13 protein-coding genes are annotated in these 20034 nt (G+C 47.9%); 3 read left to right on the top strand and 10 right to left on the bottom strand.

All coding sequences use genetic code 11. The features are described 5' to 3' along the window. The first annotated feature begins 123 nt into the window (after positions 1–123). On the top strand, positions 124–888 hold the full coding sequence (locus KDN34_RS10770) for an SDR family NAD(P)-dependent oxidoreductase (protein WP_212593787.1): 765 nt from the start codon (positions 124–126) through the stop codon (positions 886–888). 89 nt (positions 889–977) lie between these two features. Here KDN34_RS10770 and ompW read toward each other — a convergent pair whose 3' ends face one another. The 5 genes from ompW to purL form a co-directional block, all read right to left on the bottom strand. Further along, the gene (gene ompW / locus KDN34_RS10775; protein ID WP_212593788.1) at positions 978–1619 is read right to left on the bottom strand and encodes an outer membrane protein OmpW; all 642 of its coding nucleotides are present in this window, start codon (positions 1617–1619) and stop codon (positions 978–980) included. Between the two features lie 495 nt (positions 1620–2114). Further along, complete coding sequence (gene cydX / locus KDN34_RS10780; RefSeq protein WP_212593789.1) at positions 2115–2228, bottom strand: cytochrome bd-I oxidase subunit CydX; 114 nt, start codon at positions 2226–2228, stop codon at positions 2115–2117. Between the two features lie 12 nt (positions 2229–2240). Next, positions 2241–3401: a cytochrome d ubiquinol oxidase subunit II gene (gene cydB, locus KDN34_RS10785; RefSeq protein ID WP_212593790.1), complete on the bottom strand. Its 1161-nt coding sequence runs from the start codon at positions 3399–3401 to the stop codon at positions 2241–2243. 16 nt (positions 3402–3417) lie between these two features. Beyond that, on the bottom strand, positions 3418–4992 hold the full coding sequence (locus tag KDN34_RS10790; protein WP_212593791.1) for a cytochrome ubiquinol oxidase subunit I: 1575 nt from the start codon (positions 4990–4992) through the stop codon (positions 3418–3420). 1189 nt (positions 4993–6181) lie between these two features. Next, a complete protein-coding gene (gene purL / locus KDN34_RS10795; RefSeq protein ID WP_212596619.1) occupies positions 6182–10063 on the bottom strand; it encodes a phosphoribosylformylglycinamidine synthase in 3882 nt (1293 codons plus the stop codon). A gap of 294 nt (positions 10064–10357) precedes the next feature. Here purL and mltF point away from each other — a divergent pair, with 294 nt between their 5' ends. Further along, entirely contained in the window at positions 10358–11803 is a 1446-nt protein-coding gene (mltF, locus tag KDN34_RS10800) for a membrane-bound lytic murein transglycosylase MltF (RefSeq protein ID WP_212593792.1), read from the top strand. Positions 11804–12007: 204 nt separating this feature from the next. Here mltF and tadA read toward each other — a convergent pair whose 3' ends face one another. From tadA to guaB, 3 genes are all read right to left on the bottom strand, one after another. After that, entirely contained in the window at positions 12008–12514 is a 507-nt protein-coding gene (gene tadA, locus KDN34_RS10805; RefSeq protein WP_212593793.1) for a tRNA adenosine(34) deaminase TadA, read from the bottom strand. Between the two features lie 85 nt (positions 12515–12599). Next, positions 12600–14177 carry a glutamine-hydrolyzing GMP synthase gene (gene guaA, locus KDN34_RS10810; protein WP_212593794.1) on the bottom strand — a complete coding sequence of 526 codons (1578 nt, stop codon included), beginning with the start codon at positions 14175–14177 and terminating at the stop codon, positions 12600–12602. Between the two features lie 89 nt (positions 14178–14266). Continuing rightward, entirely contained in the window at positions 14267–15733 is a 1467-nt protein-coding gene (guaB, locus tag KDN34_RS10815) for an IMP dehydrogenase (protein WP_212593795.1), read from the bottom strand. Positions 15734–15860: 127 nt separating this feature from the next. Between guaB and xseA the strand changes: the two genes are divergently transcribed. Then, positions 15861–17201: an exodeoxyribonuclease VII large subunit gene (gene xseA, locus KDN34_RS10820; protein WP_212593796.1), complete on the top strand. Its 1341-nt coding sequence runs from the start codon at positions 15861–15863 to the stop codon at positions 17199–17201. Between the two features lie 85 nt (positions 17202–17286). Here the strand turns inward: xseA and der are convergent, their stop codons facing one another. Both der and bamB read right to left on the bottom strand, forming a co-directional pair. Further along, on the bottom strand, positions 17287–18756 hold the full coding sequence (gene der, locus KDN34_RS10825; protein WP_212593797.1) for a ribosome biogenesis GTPase Der: 1470 nt from the start codon (positions 18754–18756) through the stop codon (positions 17287–17289). A gap of 81 nt (positions 18757–18837) precedes the next feature. Continuing rightward, positions 18838–20025 carry an outer membrane protein assembly factor BamB gene (bamB, locus tag KDN34_RS10830; protein ID WP_212593798.1) on the bottom strand — a complete coding sequence of 396 codons (1188 nt, stop codon included), beginning with the start codon at positions 20023–20025 and terminating at the stop codon, positions 18838–18840. Between the last annotated feature and the right edge of the window lie 9 nt (positions 20026–20034).

Below are 20034 nucleotides of genomic sequence, written 5' to 3' on the forward strand. Positions count from 1 at the left end.
TACGGACTGATGATTAGGATCATACATAAAGACATCTGGATGTCTACACTTCCATGATTAAATCTTGAGAAGGCGTCACTATCATCCTATCATAAAGCCCATTTTCTGCCGCAGAGTCACATTATGTCCGCTACTTCAGCCATTATTGTTGGTGCCAGTTCCATGTTAAGTAAAGAGATTGCCAGGCAATTATCCGCCGAAGGAGTTGCACTGGCGTTATTGGCTCATGACGCTGAATCTATAAGGGAATTCGCTGAGGAATTACCGGCACCGGCCAAAGTGTATGATTTCACCATTGAAGACCCACAGATATTGATCCCGCAGCTTGAAGCCGTATGGCGGGAGATGACGGACGTGCGGCTAATTCTGGTTAACACTGGACTCAATTCCTATCACCCTGAATTACCTTGGGCGTTAGAGCAGGAAATCATTGAGGTCGATGTTCGAGGGTTTGCAGCCGTCTGCAATACCGCGTTTCGGTTATTCCAAAAGCAAGGTGTTGGACAGATTGCGGCGATCAATTCCATTGCGGGTCTGCGAGGTGGTCCCAGTGTAGCGTTTCATGCTGCAAAAGCCTTCGCTCAAAATTACCTGGAAGGGCTATCTATGCATGCCCAACGGTTAAAACTCCCTATTACCATCACAGATATTCAACTGGGACTATTAGACAAGGCTGCATTACAACGCAGCCGACTATGGCTATCACCCGTCGATGAAGTTGCACGCCAAGTGGTGGATGCACTGCTTAAGGGTAAGCGCCGTGTTTATGTCACCAAGCGTTGGCGTCTGGTGGCATGGCTTACCAAGCTGCTACCAGAATATATCTACAACACGCGCCACTGGAAAAAGAAAAAATCAAAAGAAGTCTCTTCAACAGAACAACATTAATGACCACCACCTCGTTAGGAGGTGGTTTTACATTGATAATAAAAAAGGCGCCAATTGGCGCCTTTTTTACTCCCCCCCAACAACGCAATCTAGAACGAATAACCAACACTGATCATGTAAACCCAAGGATCAATATCAGTACTAACTTTGTAGTTGGTATCCGCTAATGTGAATTTCACATCAGTATTAATTTTGGCGTACCAAATCGACGCGTTAACTAACCAATCTTTATTTATCTGGTAATCCAAACCTACCTGAGCCGCCAATCCCCAAGAATTGCTCAGACTTAGATTATCCAGACCCAACTCTTTAGCCCCAGCAGTAAAGTCGTTATCAAAGAACATGGTGTAGTTTACGCCCGCCCCAACATAGGGACGCAACTTAGACTGCGCATTACCAAAATAGTACTGAGCCACTAATGTGGGTGGTAACTGCTTGGTGTCGGCAATCTTACCAAGGCCTTTCAATTTTACGTCATGGCTAAAGGGAGTAGCAGCCAGTAATTCAACGCCCCAATTATCAGTCAGCATATAACTGAAATTCAGTCCTAACTGAGTGTCGTTGTCTACCTTAAACTCCCCAAAGGTCAATACATCATCACTAGATTCGTTTGGAGCTACCACCGCGGCACCAGCTCGAACAATAATGTCCCCAGCCTCATGAGCCATTGCCGGTGCAGCAGCAGAAAACAGTGCAGCAACTATCAATCCTGACAGGATATTCTTTTTCATTCATTCACTCCATAGCGACTTGATACCGCATCAATTTTCATATTTCTTGTAACTGCAACGTCTACCCTGCCACCATCAACACTTAACAACATTGATCTAAATCAATTCTAATTCCATGACATCAAACAGATCTATATCATTGATTAATAGCTCACATTATTGTTTTATTGCATATTTTATACACCTTTAAAGTGTGCACTCGTTAACATTTCACACAATTCAACAGTACAGATTTTGTGCAAAATTAAATTTAGCTAAAAAATTAAAATCTGATAGTTAGATTAGTGATAACAACTGGTCCAATCAGATATATATGCTGATTTTTATAGTTTTATTAGTGTTTTATAAATTTACCAAAAGGCATCTTATTTGCTCACGTTCCACACCAGCAAATAATGAGTAAATAAAGAGGCTGCTACAGACCCCCCAGTGACCAGATAACAAAAAGCCCCTGAATCGCTTCAGAGGCTTTTTAATTAACGGAGAACGAGCCGATTACTTGTCTGCTTCTTCTCTATCCATGTTCTCTGTAGTTTCCAACCAGAGCGCATTGATAATACCAAAGGAACAAGCCAGCAACAGACCGAGTACCCAAGTGAAATACCACATAACTGTCGCTCCTTAGTAAAGTGAAGAACTGTTTGTTTCAATGTGCTGACGGCCGATACGACCATACATTTTGTAATAAGTGTACAAAGTGTATGCGAGCACAGTTGGAACAAAAATAATGGCCACCCAGGTCATGACTGTCAGAGTCAGATGGCTTGCAGTAGCATCCCACATGGTCAGACTGACGTTAGGATCCAGTGATGATGGCATCACGAATGGGAACATAGACACGCCACAGGTCAAGATCACCCCAGCAATGGTCAATGAACTAAACAAGAAGGCAAATCCTGAACGTCCCATACGGCTAGTGACAACCACTAACAGTGGTGATACCAGACCAATGATGGGGAAGATAACAGTCAATGGGTACTTGCTGTAGTTAGTCAACCAAGCGCCAGCTTCCACAGCAACCTGTTTAGTCGTTGGATCTGAGGCAGCATGAGTATCTAAGGCTGATTTCAGGACATAACCGTCAATACCGTAAGCTAACCACACACCAGCTACCGCAAACAGCACCAGGACTACCAGAGACAGGATCTGAGCCACACCCGCAACACGGGCACGCAATTCACCTTCAGTCTTCATTTGCAGCCAGCAAGCGCCCTGATTCATGAACATTGCGGCACTGATCAATCCGGCCAACAGGCCGTACGGATTCAGCAGATACAGCAGGTTAAGAATCCAGTTGCTGTCACTAGTGCCATAGTAGGCACGCAGATATTCATCAAAATGGAATGGCACGCCCTGCAGCAGGTTACCGAAGGCGACACCGATCACCAATGGGGGGATGAAACCACCGATGAACAGACACCAGTCCCAAGTTTTACGCCATTTTGGATCCTGAATTTTTGAACGATAGTCAAAGCCAACTGGGCGTAACCACAAGGCAGCCAATACCAGGATCATCGCAACATAAAAACCTGAGAATGATACTGCGTAAACCATTGGCCATGAGGCAAACAGTGCTCCACCGGCAGTGATCAACCAAACCTGGTTGCCATCCCAATGCGGCGCTACAGTATTGATCATTACGCGGCGTTCAGTGTCGTCCTTGCCCACGAAAGGCAACAGTGCACCAACACCCATATCAAACCCGTCTGTTACGGCGAAGCCTATCAGCAGTACACCGACCAGGGCCCACCAGATAAATCTTAATATTTCATAATCAAACATGGTCTAATCCCTCTGCTCAGGCTTCCAATTTTTCAAAGTGATAACGGCCTGTCTTCAGACTGCTGGGGCCACGGCGAGCAAATTTGATCATCAGATACAGTTCAACCACCAACAACACTGTGTAAATCAGCGTAGCGGTAATGATACTGAACCACAGATCACCCGCGCTCAGAGAGGACGCAGACATGTAAGTTGGCAGCACTTCGGAGATTGTCCAAGGTTGGCGACCATACTCAGCCACAAACCACCCACATTCAATCGCAATCCAAGGCAACGGCAAACTATAGAAAGCCGCTTTAAGTACCCAAGGCTTTTCTTCGATCTTATGACGAGTGCTTTGCCAGAATGAAGCGGCATACACCAGCAACATCACGAAGCCCAACGCAACCATCACACGGAAGCTATAGAACAAGGGGGCTACATTAGGGATAGAATCCTTAGCAGCAGCTTTGATCTGTTCATCAGTAGCATCGACGATTTTATCTGTGTAAGGCTTCAATAGCAGGCCATAACCTAAATCGACTTTTTTCTCTTCGAATGCGGCTTTATCAGCAGGATCAACCACTATGCTTGGATCTTTCTTAGCTTTACGTAATTTTTCCAGTAATGCATATGCAGTCATACCATTACGGATACGGGCTTCGTGTTCTTTAACCAGATCGTGAATACCGGTAACCTGTTCATCAAGAGAGCGGGTTGCGATAATGCCCATTGCATAAGGGATCTTGATAGCGAAGTCGGTTTCCATCTCTTTCTGATTCGGGTAACCGAAAGCAGTGAAAGAAGCAGGTGCGGGTTCGGTATGCCATTCAGCTTCAACAGCAGCTAATTTTACTCGCTGAACTTCACCCATGCGGTAGCCGGACTCATCGCCCAACACAATTACTGACAGGATAGAAGCCATACCGAAACTAGCGGCTACTGCGAATGAACGACGCGCAAATGGCAGGTCACGTTTTTTCAGGATGTAGTAGGCGCTGATGGCCAATACAAACATAGAACCTGCAACATAGCCTGAAGCGACTGTATGTACGAATTTCACCTGGGCTACTGGGTTAAACAGCAGTTCAGTGAAACTGGTCATTTCCATTCGCATGGTTTCGTAGTTAAACACTGAACCGACTGGGTTCTGCATCCAACCATTTGCCACAAGAATCCACAAAGCAGACAGGTTGGTACCTAATGCAGTCAACCAGGTAGCTGCCAGATGCTGTCGCTTCGACATGCGATCCCAACCGAAGAAGAACATACCGACGAAAGTAGATTCAAGGAAGAATGCCATCAGGCCTTCGATGGCCAGTGGTGCACCGAAAATATCCCCAACGTAATGAGAATAATAAGACCAGTTAGTCCCGAACTGGAACTCCATAGTCAAACCGGTAGCGACCCCCAATGCGAAGTTGATACCGAACAACTTACCCCAAAACTTGGTCATGTCCTTGTACACTTGCTTATTTGTCATCACATAAAGTGATTCCATAATAGCTAGCATGAAGGTCATACCCAGAGTGAGGGGAACAAACAAGAAGTGATACATGGCTGTCAGCGCAAACTGGAAGCGCGATAGCTCAACAACCTCTCCAACTATCATTTGTGACTCCTTACATGGTAATCCATCAACCCGTTTCAATCCCCATTAAAACGACCCGACGGTGAGTAGGATAGCGTTAGTAATTTTGTAAATTTCTATCTGATGCTGCTCCATCAGATAAACCATCCAAATGATTCCCGAACGGCTATTCAGCAACACTAACCTTGTAAATCAGGTTTTCACTGCCTTAACGTGACGCGAATCACATTTCATTAGAATTTTGTGTATAACTTCAAAATCCACATCATGCTTGATACAAACAAAACATTAAATATCAGTGATTTGGATAAATGCGCTCGCCAAAATTCGCCATCATTTTATACCACTTGATTTTGACTCAAATCAATCAAACCCTCGGATTTAAGCGGGTTTTGAGGCAAGCCACACACTAGCCATAACGTATCATTGACACATTGTCTTTTACATGCTAGGAGCAACTGACAAACTTCATTTTTTATTATTTTTCACCGCTAAGTTAGTAAGTTATACAAAAAACCCAATTTAAATACATTTTAACTTTTATATCTTAATATTTTTCTAAGTTTAAAAAATAACGTCAGAACATAAATATAACTTATATTATTGTTTTATATACATTTTTAATAAATAAAAAATTATATTTAATTATTATTAGATTTTTATTGATTACTTAATCTAATAGTATTTTTTATTTTTATCACACCAAATCATTCGGTAATTTTCTTCAGGAGTGCATCCCATTACGCCGAATTCTGCTGCGCGCTGCGTAGAGGTTGGCAGTCTCAGTTACATTGATGGAGACAATTAGCGGTAAGTTTTCGCAAAATGCATGTTGCTAAAATTTTTTAAATATAAACTATCTTATTGTTTTTAATCGATTTAAATTTATTTAATTACAGTAATAATAATAGAACGCGATATCATTAAATTTAATGCAGATATTAGCACTTAAAGAGCAGTACATAACCTCACCGGCTATTTAAAGAAGCGCGCGAATAAATTAGGAAGAGCCCAAAAAAGGCAGGTTCGGAAAGAATCGTAAACATCTGGTCAAGCCACTGATTTTACTCACTTCAGTGGGTTCGAAAGTAAAAATGACAACATAACCATATGAAAATTATTGAATTTAACCATATAACAACATAGATAAAAAAGGCGGGTGTTAAATTTACCCGCCTTTTTCCATCAGAAAAAATTTATATAACTCGCTTTAACCAACATTCACTCTGGCATTGCGGAACATCCTCATCCAAGGACTATCTTCGCCCCAGTTATCTGGGTGCCATGAGTTTGCAACCGTACGGAATACACGTTCTGGATGCGGCATCATGATAGTTACCCGACCATCTTTGGATGAAATGCCTGCCAACCCTTCTGGAGAGCCGTTTGGGTTTTGCGGATATAGTGTCGCTATCTCACCTTTTCCAGTCACATAACGCAACGCCACAGTACCACTTTGTTCCGCTTGCTGTTGCGCTGTATTAGAGACAAACTCCGCTCGACCTTCACCATGAGAGACTGCAATGGGCATTCTGGAACCGACCATACCATTGAAAAACAACGATGGACTCTGTTGAATTTCCACCAGACTGAAACGCGCCTCAAACCGTTCAGAACGATTACGAACAAAACGCGGCCAATGCTCGGCACCTGGAATAATTTCCTTAAGGTTAGAGAGCATCTGACAGCCATTACACACACCCAACGCAAAACTGTCGTTACGAGCAAAGAACTGGCTGAATTCCTCTCGGGCACGGGCATTAAACAGAATTGACTTAGCCCAACCTTCTCCGGCACCTAATACGTCACCATAAGAGAAGCCACCACAGGCTACCAGCCCTTGGAATTGCCCCAATTGGATGCGTCCTGAAAGAACATCCGACATGTGCACGTCGATACTTTCAAAACCGGCACGGTCAAATGCTGCGGCCATTTCAGTCTGCGAATTAACGCCCTGCTCGCGCAGAATAGCCATTTTGGGTGCCACCCCTTTGAGAATATACGGCGCAGCCACATCTTCCTGCGGATCGAAGCCCAACTTCACGGTAAGACCTGGATCGGTAGCATCTTGTTTTAGCGCAAATTCTTCACTGGCACATTCTGGGTTATCACGCAGTGCCTGCATGCGATATGTGGTTTCAGACCAGAGTTTACGGAGCTCGGTACGACTGGCACTGAACAGTTCACGCGAACCATCACTAATACGCACGACATCGTCTTGATTCATCGAAGCGATGGGCAAACAATTCACACCCGCGGCCTGATAGGCAGCAGTAATTTCGGCAACCTCTGCGGCGGCGACCTGAATCACAGCACCAAGTTCTTCGTTGAACAAGCGGGCAATATCACTGCCGGGCAATGCACTTACATCCACATTCAGACCGGTATGCCCGGCAAAGGCCATCTCAGTCAGGGTAACAAACAATCCGCCGTCACTCCGATCGTGGTAGGCCATGAGTTTATGTTCAGCGACCAGTGTCTGCGTCACGTTGAAGAACCCTTTCAGCACGGCGGCACTGTCTACGTCGGGCGCCTTATCACCTAATTCGCCATATACCTGTGCTAAACAGGACCCCCCAAGACGCTGCTGACCGTTGGCAACGTCCACCAGCAATAAAGCAGTTTCCCCTTTATCACTACGTAACTCAGGTGTAACCGTATTGCGAATATCACGCACGGCGGCAAAAGCCGTGATGATCAATGACAATGGGGCGATAACGGCTTTGTTGCCTTCACTGTCTTGCCACGCAGTTTTCATCGACATGGAGTCTTTACCGACAGGAATCGTCAGTTCCAACTCTGGACACAGTTCTTCCCCCACTGCTTTTACTGCGGCATACAAACCGGCATCTTCGCCGGGGTGGCCAGCGGCCGCCATCCAGTTAGCGGAGAGCTTAATGCGTTTCAAATCACCAATATCGGCACCTGCAATATTGAGCAGCGATTCCGCCACCGCCATACGCGCAGAGGCGGCAAAGTCCAATAACGCCAGCGGTGTACGTTCACCCATCGACATTGCTTCACCAGCGTAAGTGTCGTACGTTGCCGCAGTGACCGCGCAATCGGCCACTGGCACCTGCCAAGGGCCAACCATCTGGTCCCGATTGACCAAGCCGGTAACGGTGCGATCGCCGATGGTGATCAGGAAAGTTTTGTCGGCGACGGTCGGTAAACTCAGTATACGTTTAACCGCGTCTGCCAACTGAATTTGACTCTTATCCAGCGGCTTACCAGTTGCCTGCAAACTGCTGACGTCACGGCTCATTTTTGGCGGCTTGCCCAGCAATACTTCCAATGGCAGATCAATCGGCTTATTGTCGAAATGGGTGTCGTGTAGGCTCAGATGTTCTTCTGCTGTTGCTTCACCAACAACGGCAAATGGGGCACGTTCACGTTCGCAGATAGCTGTAAAGGTTTCAAGCTTTTCAGCCGCAACCGACAGCACATAACGTTCCTGTGATTCGTTACACCAAATCTCTAATGGACTCATACCCGGTTCATCAGATGGCACATTGCGCAGTTCAAATTTGCCACCACGACCGGCATCGCTCACCAGTTCAGGGAAAGCGTTAGACAAACCACCGGCACCCACGTCATGAATAAACTGGATTGGGTTATCGTCACCTAGTTGCCAACAGCGATCGATCACTTCCTGACAACGACGTTCCATTTCCGGGTTGTCACGCTGCACAGAGGCAAAATCCAGGTCTTCGCTGGATTGTCCTGATGCCATGGAAGAAGCCGCGCCACCACCCAGACCGATATTCATCGCCGGGCCGCCCAAAACAATCAGCTTGGCTCCGAGCGATATTTCGCCCTTCTGTACGTGTTCTTCACGGATATTACCCAGTCCACCGGCCAACATAATGGGCTTGTGATAGCCACGGACTTCGACACCGTTGTGGCTGCTCACCTGCTGTTCATAGGTACGGAAATACCCCAAGAGTGCCGGGCGACCGAACTCGTTATTAAATGCGGCACCGCCTAATGGGCCATCCATCATAATATCGAATGCGCTAACAATACGTTCCGGCTTGCCATAATCCCCTTCCCACGGTTGTACAAACCCAGGGATTTTCAGGTTAGAAACACTGAAGCCGGTCAAACCTGCCTTAGGTTTTGAACCGCGACCAGTAGCGCCTTCATCGCGTATTTCACCGCCAGAACCGGTGGCAGCGCCAGGATAAGGACTAATGGCGGTCGGATGGTTATGGGTTTCTACCTTCATCAAAATATGGACAGGTTCGGCGTGATAACGATAAACACCATCGCTATCAGGGAAGAACCGTCCGGCATCACAACCGGTCATCACTGCAGCATTATCTTTATAAGCAGATAACACATAGTCGCCCGTCGTTTCATAGGTGTTCTTAATCATCTTGAATAACGACTTGGGCTGTACTTCACCGTCAATGGTCCAGTCTGCATTAAAGATTTTGTGGCGGCAGTGTTCTGAGTTTGCCTGCGCGAACATCATCAATTCGATATCGTTGGGGTTACGCCCCAGTTTGACGAAGTTCTCAACCAGATAATCAATTTCATCGTTGGCGAGCGCTAAGCCTAACTGACGGTTAGCAATTTCCAGTGCTCGACGCCCTTCGGCGAGAATATTCACGCTGACAACTGGCTTAGGTTCGGCTTTCTGGAACAGGCAAGCGGCCGCTTCAAAGTTATTCAGAACCACTTCCATCATGCGATCATGCAACAGTGACTTCAGTTGTTTGAGCTGAGGAGCATCAAGCTCTTCTGCCTGAACATAGTACGCAATACCGCGCTCTAGGCGTTTAATCGCTTTCAAACCACAGTTTTGTGCAATATCAGTGGCCTTTGAAGACCAGGGAGAGATAGTGCCAGGACGCGGAGTAACAAACAGCAATTGCCCCTGTGGTTCATGAGATTCAATCGCTGGACCATAGGTGAGAATTTTTTCCAGCTGGCTTTTGGCTTCATCAGTTAAAGGCGCTGTCACATCAGCCAAATGCACAAATTCAGCGTAGATATCCTTAACAGGCAACCCATTGGCACTGCAGGCTTGCAACAATTTTTGCACTCGGAAAGCTGAGAGTGCCGGGGCTCCGCGGATGATTTCCATCACGTCTTATCACCTTATATAGATAGGATTACTGGGTCAGAAGTGGCGATATTATAGGGAAATACCGAGGGTAAATCACCTTGCAGTTTGCGCAATTCACCGCCATATATGGTATAAACTTATTCAATAAGAGGAACATAGCGTTCAGCACACCAAACAACGCCCTTAAGGACACAGATAACTGGTACAACAGTTGAGGCAACAGGCTGAATTGTAGACGTAAATTATCAAGCGGATAAATTTGCGGCAACTTGATGGGATAACACTCATCGGAAACTCAATTAGCCGATACTCATGAAAAAATTAACTGCTGTTTTCACCGTGATTCTGTTGCTGGCAGGTTGTCAGAAGCTGCCATTAACTGAAACGCCACCACCCACGCCACCGGGTCAGTTTGAGACTCTGCGGGTAGGTACGCTATACGGTCCACAAATCTACGTTGAGTCAACCCGCGGCGACAGTGGTTTCGACTATGAATTAGCAACGCGTTTCGCTGATTTTCTGAATAAGCCATTGGAGATGGTGCCCTACGGCAATATTCAGGAACTCTATCAGGCGCTGGATACTGGAAAGATTGACCTGATTGCAGCCGGACTTGCCGATACAGAAAGCCGCCGGTCGCTATTTCGCTTAAGTCCACCGTTATATCATGTAAATCAAATATTGGTATATCGAGAAGGTACACCGGTACCTACAGATTTAGCGGACCTCAACAGCCCCCTAGAAATTGCGGCAGATTCTTCGTTTGTCGAAACGCTAGAAGATCTCAAACCGGAATATCCCTCACTGCAATGGCATGAAGCGAATGACAAAGATAGCGAAGAGTTGTTGTCGATGATCGCCAGTGGCGATCTGCAATACACGGTAGCAAACTCCAGCAGTCTGGAAATCAATCGTCGCTTTATGCCGGAACTGCGCGCCGGTATGACACTCAAAGAGCAGCAGCCAATCGTCTGGCTTCTGGCACATAACCATAGCGATACCTTGATGAGTGAACTTTTGCGTTTCTGGCATCAAGAGAAACGCGATGGCACGCTGGATCATCTGGTGGAAAAATATTTCGGCCACGTAAAGCGGTTCGATTATGTGGACACCAGAGCTTTTATCCGAGCGGTAAAAGGTCGACTACCACAATTTGAACAATGGTTTAAAAGTTACGCGGGTGAATTAGACTGGCGCAAACTCGCGGCAACAAGTTATCAGGAGTCTCACTGGAATCCGCAGGCACGCTCTCCAACTGGTGTACGCGGCATGATGATGCTGACCATTCCTACGGCGGAACAGTTAGGAATTGAAGATCGTCTGGATCCTCAGCAGAGTATTCGTGGTGGAGCAGAATATCTGGCGTCGATACTGGATACCCTGCCTGCCTCTATTCCAGACGAAGAACGGATGTGGTTTGCACTGGCGTCCTATAACGTTGGCTTTGGTCACGTAGAAGATGCCAGAGTGCTCACCGAAAAGATGGGAAAAAATCCCAGTGCCTGGAAAGACGTAAAGCAGGTACTGCCGCTGCTGCAAAAACGCAAATACTACCAGCAAACTAAATATGGATATGCCAGAGGCAGTGAAGCGGTGCAATACGTCGACAATATTCGTCGTTATTACGATACCTTGGTTTGGTTGGATAACCAGCAGAGTCAACAGGCATTGGCAGATAATGATAATAGCGATACCACACAGTCACAGGCGATATCTGCGACGGACCCAGATGCTGAAGCCGTCATTCAACCACGTTAACGAATTGTGAATTCTAAGCATAAATGTTACTGGCGGCAAAGGCATTAACCTGATAACGTGGTAACGAATTTTTTTGCCGAGACAGCCAGCCAATGAAAGCAGGTTCCATCACCCGCAATGCCGCCCATAGACGGCGCCTTATCAAGAAAATCCACCGCAAACGTATCTTTGCCAGAGAAAGATTATTTTCTGGCTTTTATTATATTAATCACCACCACCATCACCACAGTTGCCCAATTTTAGCTGTTTCTTTTCCTGGCGACGGCGGCGAAAAAAACTGCTGAGTAACTCACCGCATTCCGTCGCGAGTACTCCGCCACTCACCTGTACCTGATGGTTGAAAATCGGATGTTGTAACAGGTCAATTACCGACCCGGCAGCACCGGTTTTAGGATCGGGGGCACCGAAGACTACACGCGCTACCCGACTATGCACCATAGCCCCAGCACACATGGCGCAAGGCTCCAAAGTGACGTACAAGGTGGTGTTAAGTAAGCGATAGTTTTGCAAAACCTGTCCAGCCTGACGTAGACAGATAATTTCGGCGTGTCCGCAAGGATCATGACTGCCGATGGGCTGATTGCGGCCACTGGCAATCAGCTGGTTATCCCTTACCAGCACCGCACCTACCGGCACTTCTCCAGCGGCTTCAGCCTCCTTTGCCAGCGTCAGCGCCTGCTGCATCCAATAATTATCCTGCTGTTCTGTCATAGCTAACTCATTCAACCCGAATTACACAAAACAAAGAGCGCCGTAGCGCCCTTTGAAAATTCGTCGGTAGTATTATTACCGGTCATTATTCCCACTCGATAGTGGCTGGCGGCTTACCGGAGATATCGTAAACCACACGGGAAATGCCGTCGATCTCATTAATGATGCGGTTAGAAACGCGCCCCAGAAAATCATATGGCAGGTGCGCCCAATGTGCGGTCATAAAGTCGATGGTTTCTACTGCACGCAGTGACACCACCCAGTCATATTTACGGCCATCGCCCATCACCCCGACACTCCGCACCGGCAGGAACACGGTGAATGCCTGGCTGACTTTCTGATACAAGTCAGCTTTATGCAGCTCTTCAATGAAGATGGCATCGGCACGGCGTAGCAAGTCACAGTACTCTTTCTTCACTTCACCTAACACGCGAACACCAAGGCCTGGTCCAGGGAATGGATGACGGAACAGCATGTCATAAGGTAAGCCCAGCTCCAAACCGATCCGGCGGACTTCATCTTTGAACAGTTCACGCAACGGTTCTACCAACCCCAGCGCCATATCTTCAGGCAAACCACCCACGTTATGATGCGATTTAATCACATGGGCTTTTCCAGTAGCACTTCCCGCAGACTCAATCACATCAGGGTAGATAGTGCCTTGCGCTAGCCATTTGGCATTCACGCGCTTAGAGGCTTCTTCATCAAAGATTTCTACGAACACGCGGCCAATGATTTTACGCTTGGCTTCTGGATCGTTGACCCCTTTCAGAGCGTCCAGGAAACGGTTTTCACCATCAACATGCACAATATTCAGGCCAAAATGATCGCCAAACATCTCCAGCACTTGTTGTGCTTCATTTAGGCGCAACAAACCATTATCAACAAACACACAAGTCAGCTTGTCACCAATGGCGCGGTGCAGCAACATCGCGGTAACCGATGAATCAACGCCGCCAGACAAGCCCAAGATCACTTCGTCATCACCGACTTGTGCTTTAATCCGTGCGACAGCGTCTTCAATGATGGAGGCAGGCTGCCATTTATTATCACAGCCGCTGATCTCCAGCACGAAGTGCTCCAGAATACGCAAGCCTTGACGAGTATGAGTGACTTCCGGGTGGAACTGCACGCCATAGAAACGCTTGGCTTCATTAGCCATTGCTGCAAATGGACAGGTGTCAGTGCTGGCAACCGCTTCAAAACCTTCAGGGATGGCCGATACTTTATCACCATGGCTCATCCATACATCCAGTAACGGCTTACCTTCAGCATTCACCGCATCCTGAATATCATGGAACAGCGCAGAAGATTGCAACATTTCCACTTGGGCATAGCCGAATTCACCTTCACCTACCCCCTTAATCACTTTACCGCCCAACTGCTCACTCATGGTCTGCATACCATAGCAGATGCCTAATACCGGAACCCCGGCGTTAAACACATACTCTGGTGCACGTGGTGAATCTGCTTCGGTAACACTTTCTGGACCGCCAGACAGGATGATGCCATTCGGGGCAAAATCGCGGATCTGTTGCTCGCTGACATCCCAGGCCCACAGTTCGCAATACACGCCGATTTCTCGAATTCGACGGGCAATCAACTGGGTGTACTGAGAGCCAAAATCCAGGATCAGTATTTTGTGCTCATGAATATTGCTCATTGAAAACCTTTATTTCTGGTGCAATTGCCACCATTGCTGGCGGCATCAACTAAAAAGCAAGGGCGACTGTCGCCGCCCCGAGATTATTATCAGCCACGAACGTTGTAGTTCGGTGCCTCTTTGGTAATCGTCACATCATGCACATGGGATTCCCCCATACCGGCAGAAGTGACCTTCACGAACTGTGCTTTTTCATTCAGTTCTTGAATTGTGGCACAACCGGTCAGTCCCATGCAGGAACGTAACCCGCCCATATGCTGATGGATAAGTTCTTTAATTTTGCCTTTGTAAGGTACACGGCCTTCGATACCTTCCGGTACCAGCTTATCTGCGGCGTTATCACTCTGGAAATAACGGTCAGATGACCCTTTAGACATCGCGCCCAAGGAACCCATGCCGCGGTAAGATTTATAGGCACGGCCTTGATATAGTTCTACTTCACCAGGGGCTTCATCAGTACCGGCAAACATTGAACCGGCCATAATGCAGGAAGCACCGGCAGCCAACGCTTTTGCCAAGTCGCCAGAATAACGGATACCGCCGTCTGCGATGACGGGAATGCCTAGGTGCTTAACTGCTTCCACCGCATCAGATACCGCAGTAATTTGTGGTACACCCACACCAGTTACGATACGAGTGGTACAAATGGAACCAGGGCCAATACCCACTTTAACTGCGTCGACACCCGCTTCTACCAACGCCAACGCGCCCTCAGCAGTTGCAACGTTACCACCCACAATCTGTAATTCAGGATATTTAGCTCTAGCATCACGGATACGCTGCAACACACCTTCTGAATGTCCATGTGACGAGTCGATCAGCAGCACGTCGATACCAGCTTTAACCAGTGCATCAATGCGATCTTCATTTCCGGCACCAGCGCCAACAGCGCCACCTACACGCAGACGACCAAACTCATCTTTACAGGCGTTCGGTTTACGTTCCGCTTTCTTGAAGTCCTTAACAGTGATCAGACCTTTAAGTTTGAAGTCATCATCCACTACCAAGACTTTTTCAATACGGCTAGAGTGCATCAATTTCTGCACTTGATCGTGCTTGGTGCCTTCTTTAACAGTGACCAGACGTTCTTTAGGTGTCATCACTTCCTGCACCGTCTTACTGTGATCAGTCACAAACCGAACGTCACGACCAGTGATAATACCTACCAGTTCGTTGGCATCAGTTACTACCGGATATCCGGCAAAGCCGTTGCGCTCAGTCAGCACATGCAGCTCAGCAATTGTGGTAGAAGGGGTAACGGTGACCGGCTGAGCCACAACACCCGCTTCATAACTTTTAACTTTACGAACTTCTTCGGCCTGAGCTTCAATGCTCATATTTTTGTGGATAAACCCAATACCGCCTTCCTGAGCAATAGCGATGGCCAGACGGGCTTCTGTCACAGTGTCCATCGCTGCTGACAGCAATGGAATATTGAGCTCAATCTTTTGGGTCAACCGGGTTTTCAGGCTTGCGGTATTAGGGAGAACGGTGGAGTGCGCTGGCACCAATAACACATCGTCAAAGGTAAGCGCTTCTTTGATTAAACGTAACATTGCAACATCTCCCCTTGCGGTAGGATACAAATCAAAATAGAGGTGAAATATTGCGGCGGCATTATACCTTGCAAGCTTTCATGGGTAAATGGGAAAATAACTAAAAATTCTGTCAGGAAAGTGATTGATGTCGGAATCGGCTAATCAGGTATACACCGTCTCCCGTCTGAATGGCGAAGTGAGACAACTGTTGGAAGGACAATTTGGCCGTATCTGGCTCAGTGGCGAAATCTCTAATTTTTCAAATCCGTCCTCCGGCCATTGGTATCTCACGCTGAAAGACAGCCATTCCCAGATCCGCTGTGCCATGTTTCGCACACGCAATCAGCAAGTTACCTTCCGCCCCATTAACGGCCAACAGGTACTGGTACGCGCCAACATCAGTGTGTATGAACCTCGAGGTGATTATCAATTAATCATTGAGACCATGCTGCCGGCAGGCGATGGACTGCTGGCGCAGCAATTTGAAGCCCTAAAAATGAAACTGGCGGCCGCTGGCTTATTTGCTGCGGAGAGTAAACGGCCATTACCAAGCAGTATTCAGCGCATCGGTGTGATTACGTCCCCTACCGGCGCAGCCATCCGCGACGTGCTCAAGGTGCTGTCACGACGAGATCCTTCCATTGAGGTGGTTATCTATCCTGCCGCCGTACAGGGCGACCAAGCGCCTCTGCAGCTGATCCGTGCCTTAGCGTTGGCCAATATGCGGCAAGAGGTGGACGTGCTGCTGCTCACTCGTGGTGGCGGCAGTCTGGAAGATCTGTGGGGCTTTAACAACGAAGCTCTGGCCTACGCCATCTATAACAGTGAATTGCCAGTAATTTCTGCGGTCGGGCATGAAGTGGATATCAGTATCAGTGACTACGTGGCAGATCTGCGAGCACCGACACCGTCGGCCGCCGCCGAGATGCTGTCCCGTGATGCAACAGAGAAGCAGCAGAAACTGCGTACCGCTAAAGCACGGTTGTTACAAGGTTGGCAACACTGGCAATTATTGATACGTCAGCGACTACAACTGCTGGATCACCGCTTGCAACGCCAAGACCCGTTACGCCAGCTGCAGCAGCTGGCACAGCGCTTTGATGAACAGCAACTGCGACTGACTTCAGCATTAAGAGAGTTACTGCAGCATAAACACCAACAACAGCTGACGCTCAGTGGCCGACTCAACGCTCAGCATCCTCGACACCGCTTGGCGTTAGCAAGCAAACGCTTGGAATATCTGACGCAGCAACTGCACAAGCAAACCCAACTTAGACTACAGCAGGCACAACAGCGGCTCAGCCATGGTGCTCATGCGCTAGAAAACGTCAGTCCATTGGCGACGCTTAGTCGCGGCTACAGTATCAGTCGGAATGCTGCTGGTGAAATCGTCACCGATGCAACGCAACTGCAGCCCGGAGACACTCTGCGCACCCTGGTGCAACATGGCGAAGTGATATCAACCGTCAATAAAGTGCATTCCTAGCATCGCGGTGGCATAACGCTCAGCTGTACTTATGATGGCATCAAGAAAACAACAAAGCCGGAGATATCTCCGGCTTTTTCATGCATTATTCGCGATTCTTCAGATGCGTCATCATCCGTTTTCGACGACGTTGCTGACTTAAGGTCAATTTCTCGGTCTTACCTTCGAACGGGTTTTCCCCTTCCTGAAAGCGTAACTGGATCGGGGTACCAACAATATTCAGCGTGCGCCGATAGTAATTCATCATGTAACGCTTATAGGAATCTGGTAAACGCGAAACCTGGTTACCATGGATCACAACGATTGGTGGGTTATACCCCCCGGCATGAGCATACTTCAGTTTTACACGGCGACCATTCACCAATGGTGGCTGATGATCATCCTGTGCCATCTGCATGATCTTGGTCAGCATCGACGTACCAACGCGGCGGGTCGCACTTTGATAAGCTTCTTCTATGGACTCGAACAAATGGCCGACGCCAGTGCCATGCAACGCCGAAATAAAGTGGATCCGCGCAAAATCAATAAAACCTAAACGACGATCCAATTCGGTTTTTACCCGCTCTTTAATGTCGGTATCGATGCCGTCCCACTTGTTGACGGCAATGACTAATGCACGGCCAGCATTAATGGCGAAGCCTAACAGCCCCAGATCCTGCTCGGCAATCCCCTCACGGGCATCAATAACCAACAACACAACGTTGGCATCTTCTACCGCTTTCAGGGTCTTGATGACAGAGAATTTTTCAACAACGTCATGCACCTTCGCACGACGGCGCACACCGGCAGTATCGATCAGCACATATTCTCGGCCATCGCGTTCCATCGGAATATAGATAGAATCGCGCGTGGTGCCGGGCTGATCGTAGACGACGACCCGCTCTTCGCCCAAAATACGGTTGGTCAGTGTCGACTTGCCCACGTTAGGCTTACCGATAATGGCCAATTTGATGGGCAACTCTTGCAGACGTGTCTGCTCCGCTTCCGCCTCTTCTTCGGTATATTGCCGTACCGGTTTACGCGGTTCGTCACTCTCGTCTTCGCCTTCATCATCAGCCATCGCTTTAGCAAATGGGGCCAATGCATTGTCAATCAGGCTGGAAACACCACGGCCTTGTGACGCGGCAATCTGATAGATTTCACCCAGACCTAACGCCCAAAACTCAGCAACAGCAGAATCGCCATCGATACCATCAACCTTGTTAGCGACCAGAAAGGTCATCTTTTCACGAGAACGCAAATAACGAGCGATGGCTTCATCGGCAGCAGTCAGACCGGCGCGGGCATCAGTCATAAATAACACGACATCAGCCTCGGCGATCGCGGCCAGCGACTGTTCGGCCATTTTGGTTTCAATGCCTTCTTCGCTACCGTCAATACCACCAGTATCGACGACAATAAACTCGTGTCCGGACAAAAACGCCCGACCATACTTACGATCCCTGGTCAGCCCCGGGAAATCCGCCACCAGCGCATCGCGGGTACGGGTAAGCCGGTTGAACAGAGTCGATTTTCCCACATTGGGTCGCCCCACTAGGGCCACGACAGGAATCATGTTTTTCCTCTTACAAATTCTTAAACAACAAAAAGCCCCCGGGTTGGCTCCCGGAGGCTTCGTAAAACGATATTGTACCTGTTACGGGAGAGAAATGGCAGCTACCTTACCATCTCGGGTCTGCACATAAATTTTATCATCAGCAACTTGAGGTTGGCTGAACAATCCAGATCCGTCCACTTTAACACGGCCTACAATCTTACCAGATTCACGATCGATAAAGTGCAGATAACCTTCAAAATCACCCACAACCACATACCCACGATAAACTGCTGGAGACGTCAACTGGCGATTAGCCAACTCACTATTGCTCCACAACTCCAAACCATTACGACGATCAACAGCATAGACGTTACTGTGGTCATCAACTAGGTACAGATCGACACCACTCTCGGCGAGTTCATGGAAACTGGAGTACTTACGGCTCCAAACCACACGGCCACTGCGCAGTTCCATACTCACTAAGTTACCGTTATAACTCACGGCATAGATATTGCTGCCAATCAGCAAAGGGGTCATGTCAACATCAGCCATACGACTGAATTCATTACCGCCTTTTGGCACATAGATGGGCTGTTCCCACGCGGCCTGACCACTGGTTTTTACCACGACAGCGACTTTGCCATCGGCAGTACCAACAAAGAAACCACCTTCGGCATATGCAGCTGAACCAGTGCCACGTAATGTTAAGTTGGGCAAAGTAGACTCGTAGGTCCAAAGCTTGGCACCAGTATCAACGTTGAACGCATCTAAAGCACCGGTAGAGCAATTAACCACTACGGTATCTTCAGCCACGGTAGGGGCTGACAGTAACTCACCACTCGCAAGGCTATGCCAGATAGGCTTACCGGTTTCAACATCCAAGGCAACCAGTAAACCGCTTTCACCACCCACAAATACTTTATTTTGGGCAACGGTAATGCCTGCAGCCAAACGAGCACCTTTGGTTTCTTTCAACGGCCCGTCGCCAAACAGATCATTAAAGTCTACTTTCCATAGCTCATCACCACTTTTTTCATCAAAAGCGGCAACTTTGCCATCTCTGGAAGCAACAAAAATTTTGCCGTAACGAATTGCGGGGTGGAGTCTGGAGTAGTAATCACCTACGCCATCACCGACAGAGTCATCCCATACCACATCAGGGTGCACTGTTGGCGTGATATCCGGTAATGGACTAACAGGCGCTTCATCTACGTCACTGGACGCACAACCTGCAAGAGCACCTACGACCAAACCACAGGCAATAAGAGTTTTACACCATGACATCATCCGGTGGTT

Origin of the sequence: Shewanella yunxiaonensis (genome assembly GCF_018223345.1) — a bacterium.
In the GTDB taxonomy this organism is placed as follows: Bacteria; Pseudomonadota; Gammaproteobacteria; order Enterobacterales; family Shewanellaceae; genus Shewanella; species Shewanella yunxiaonensis.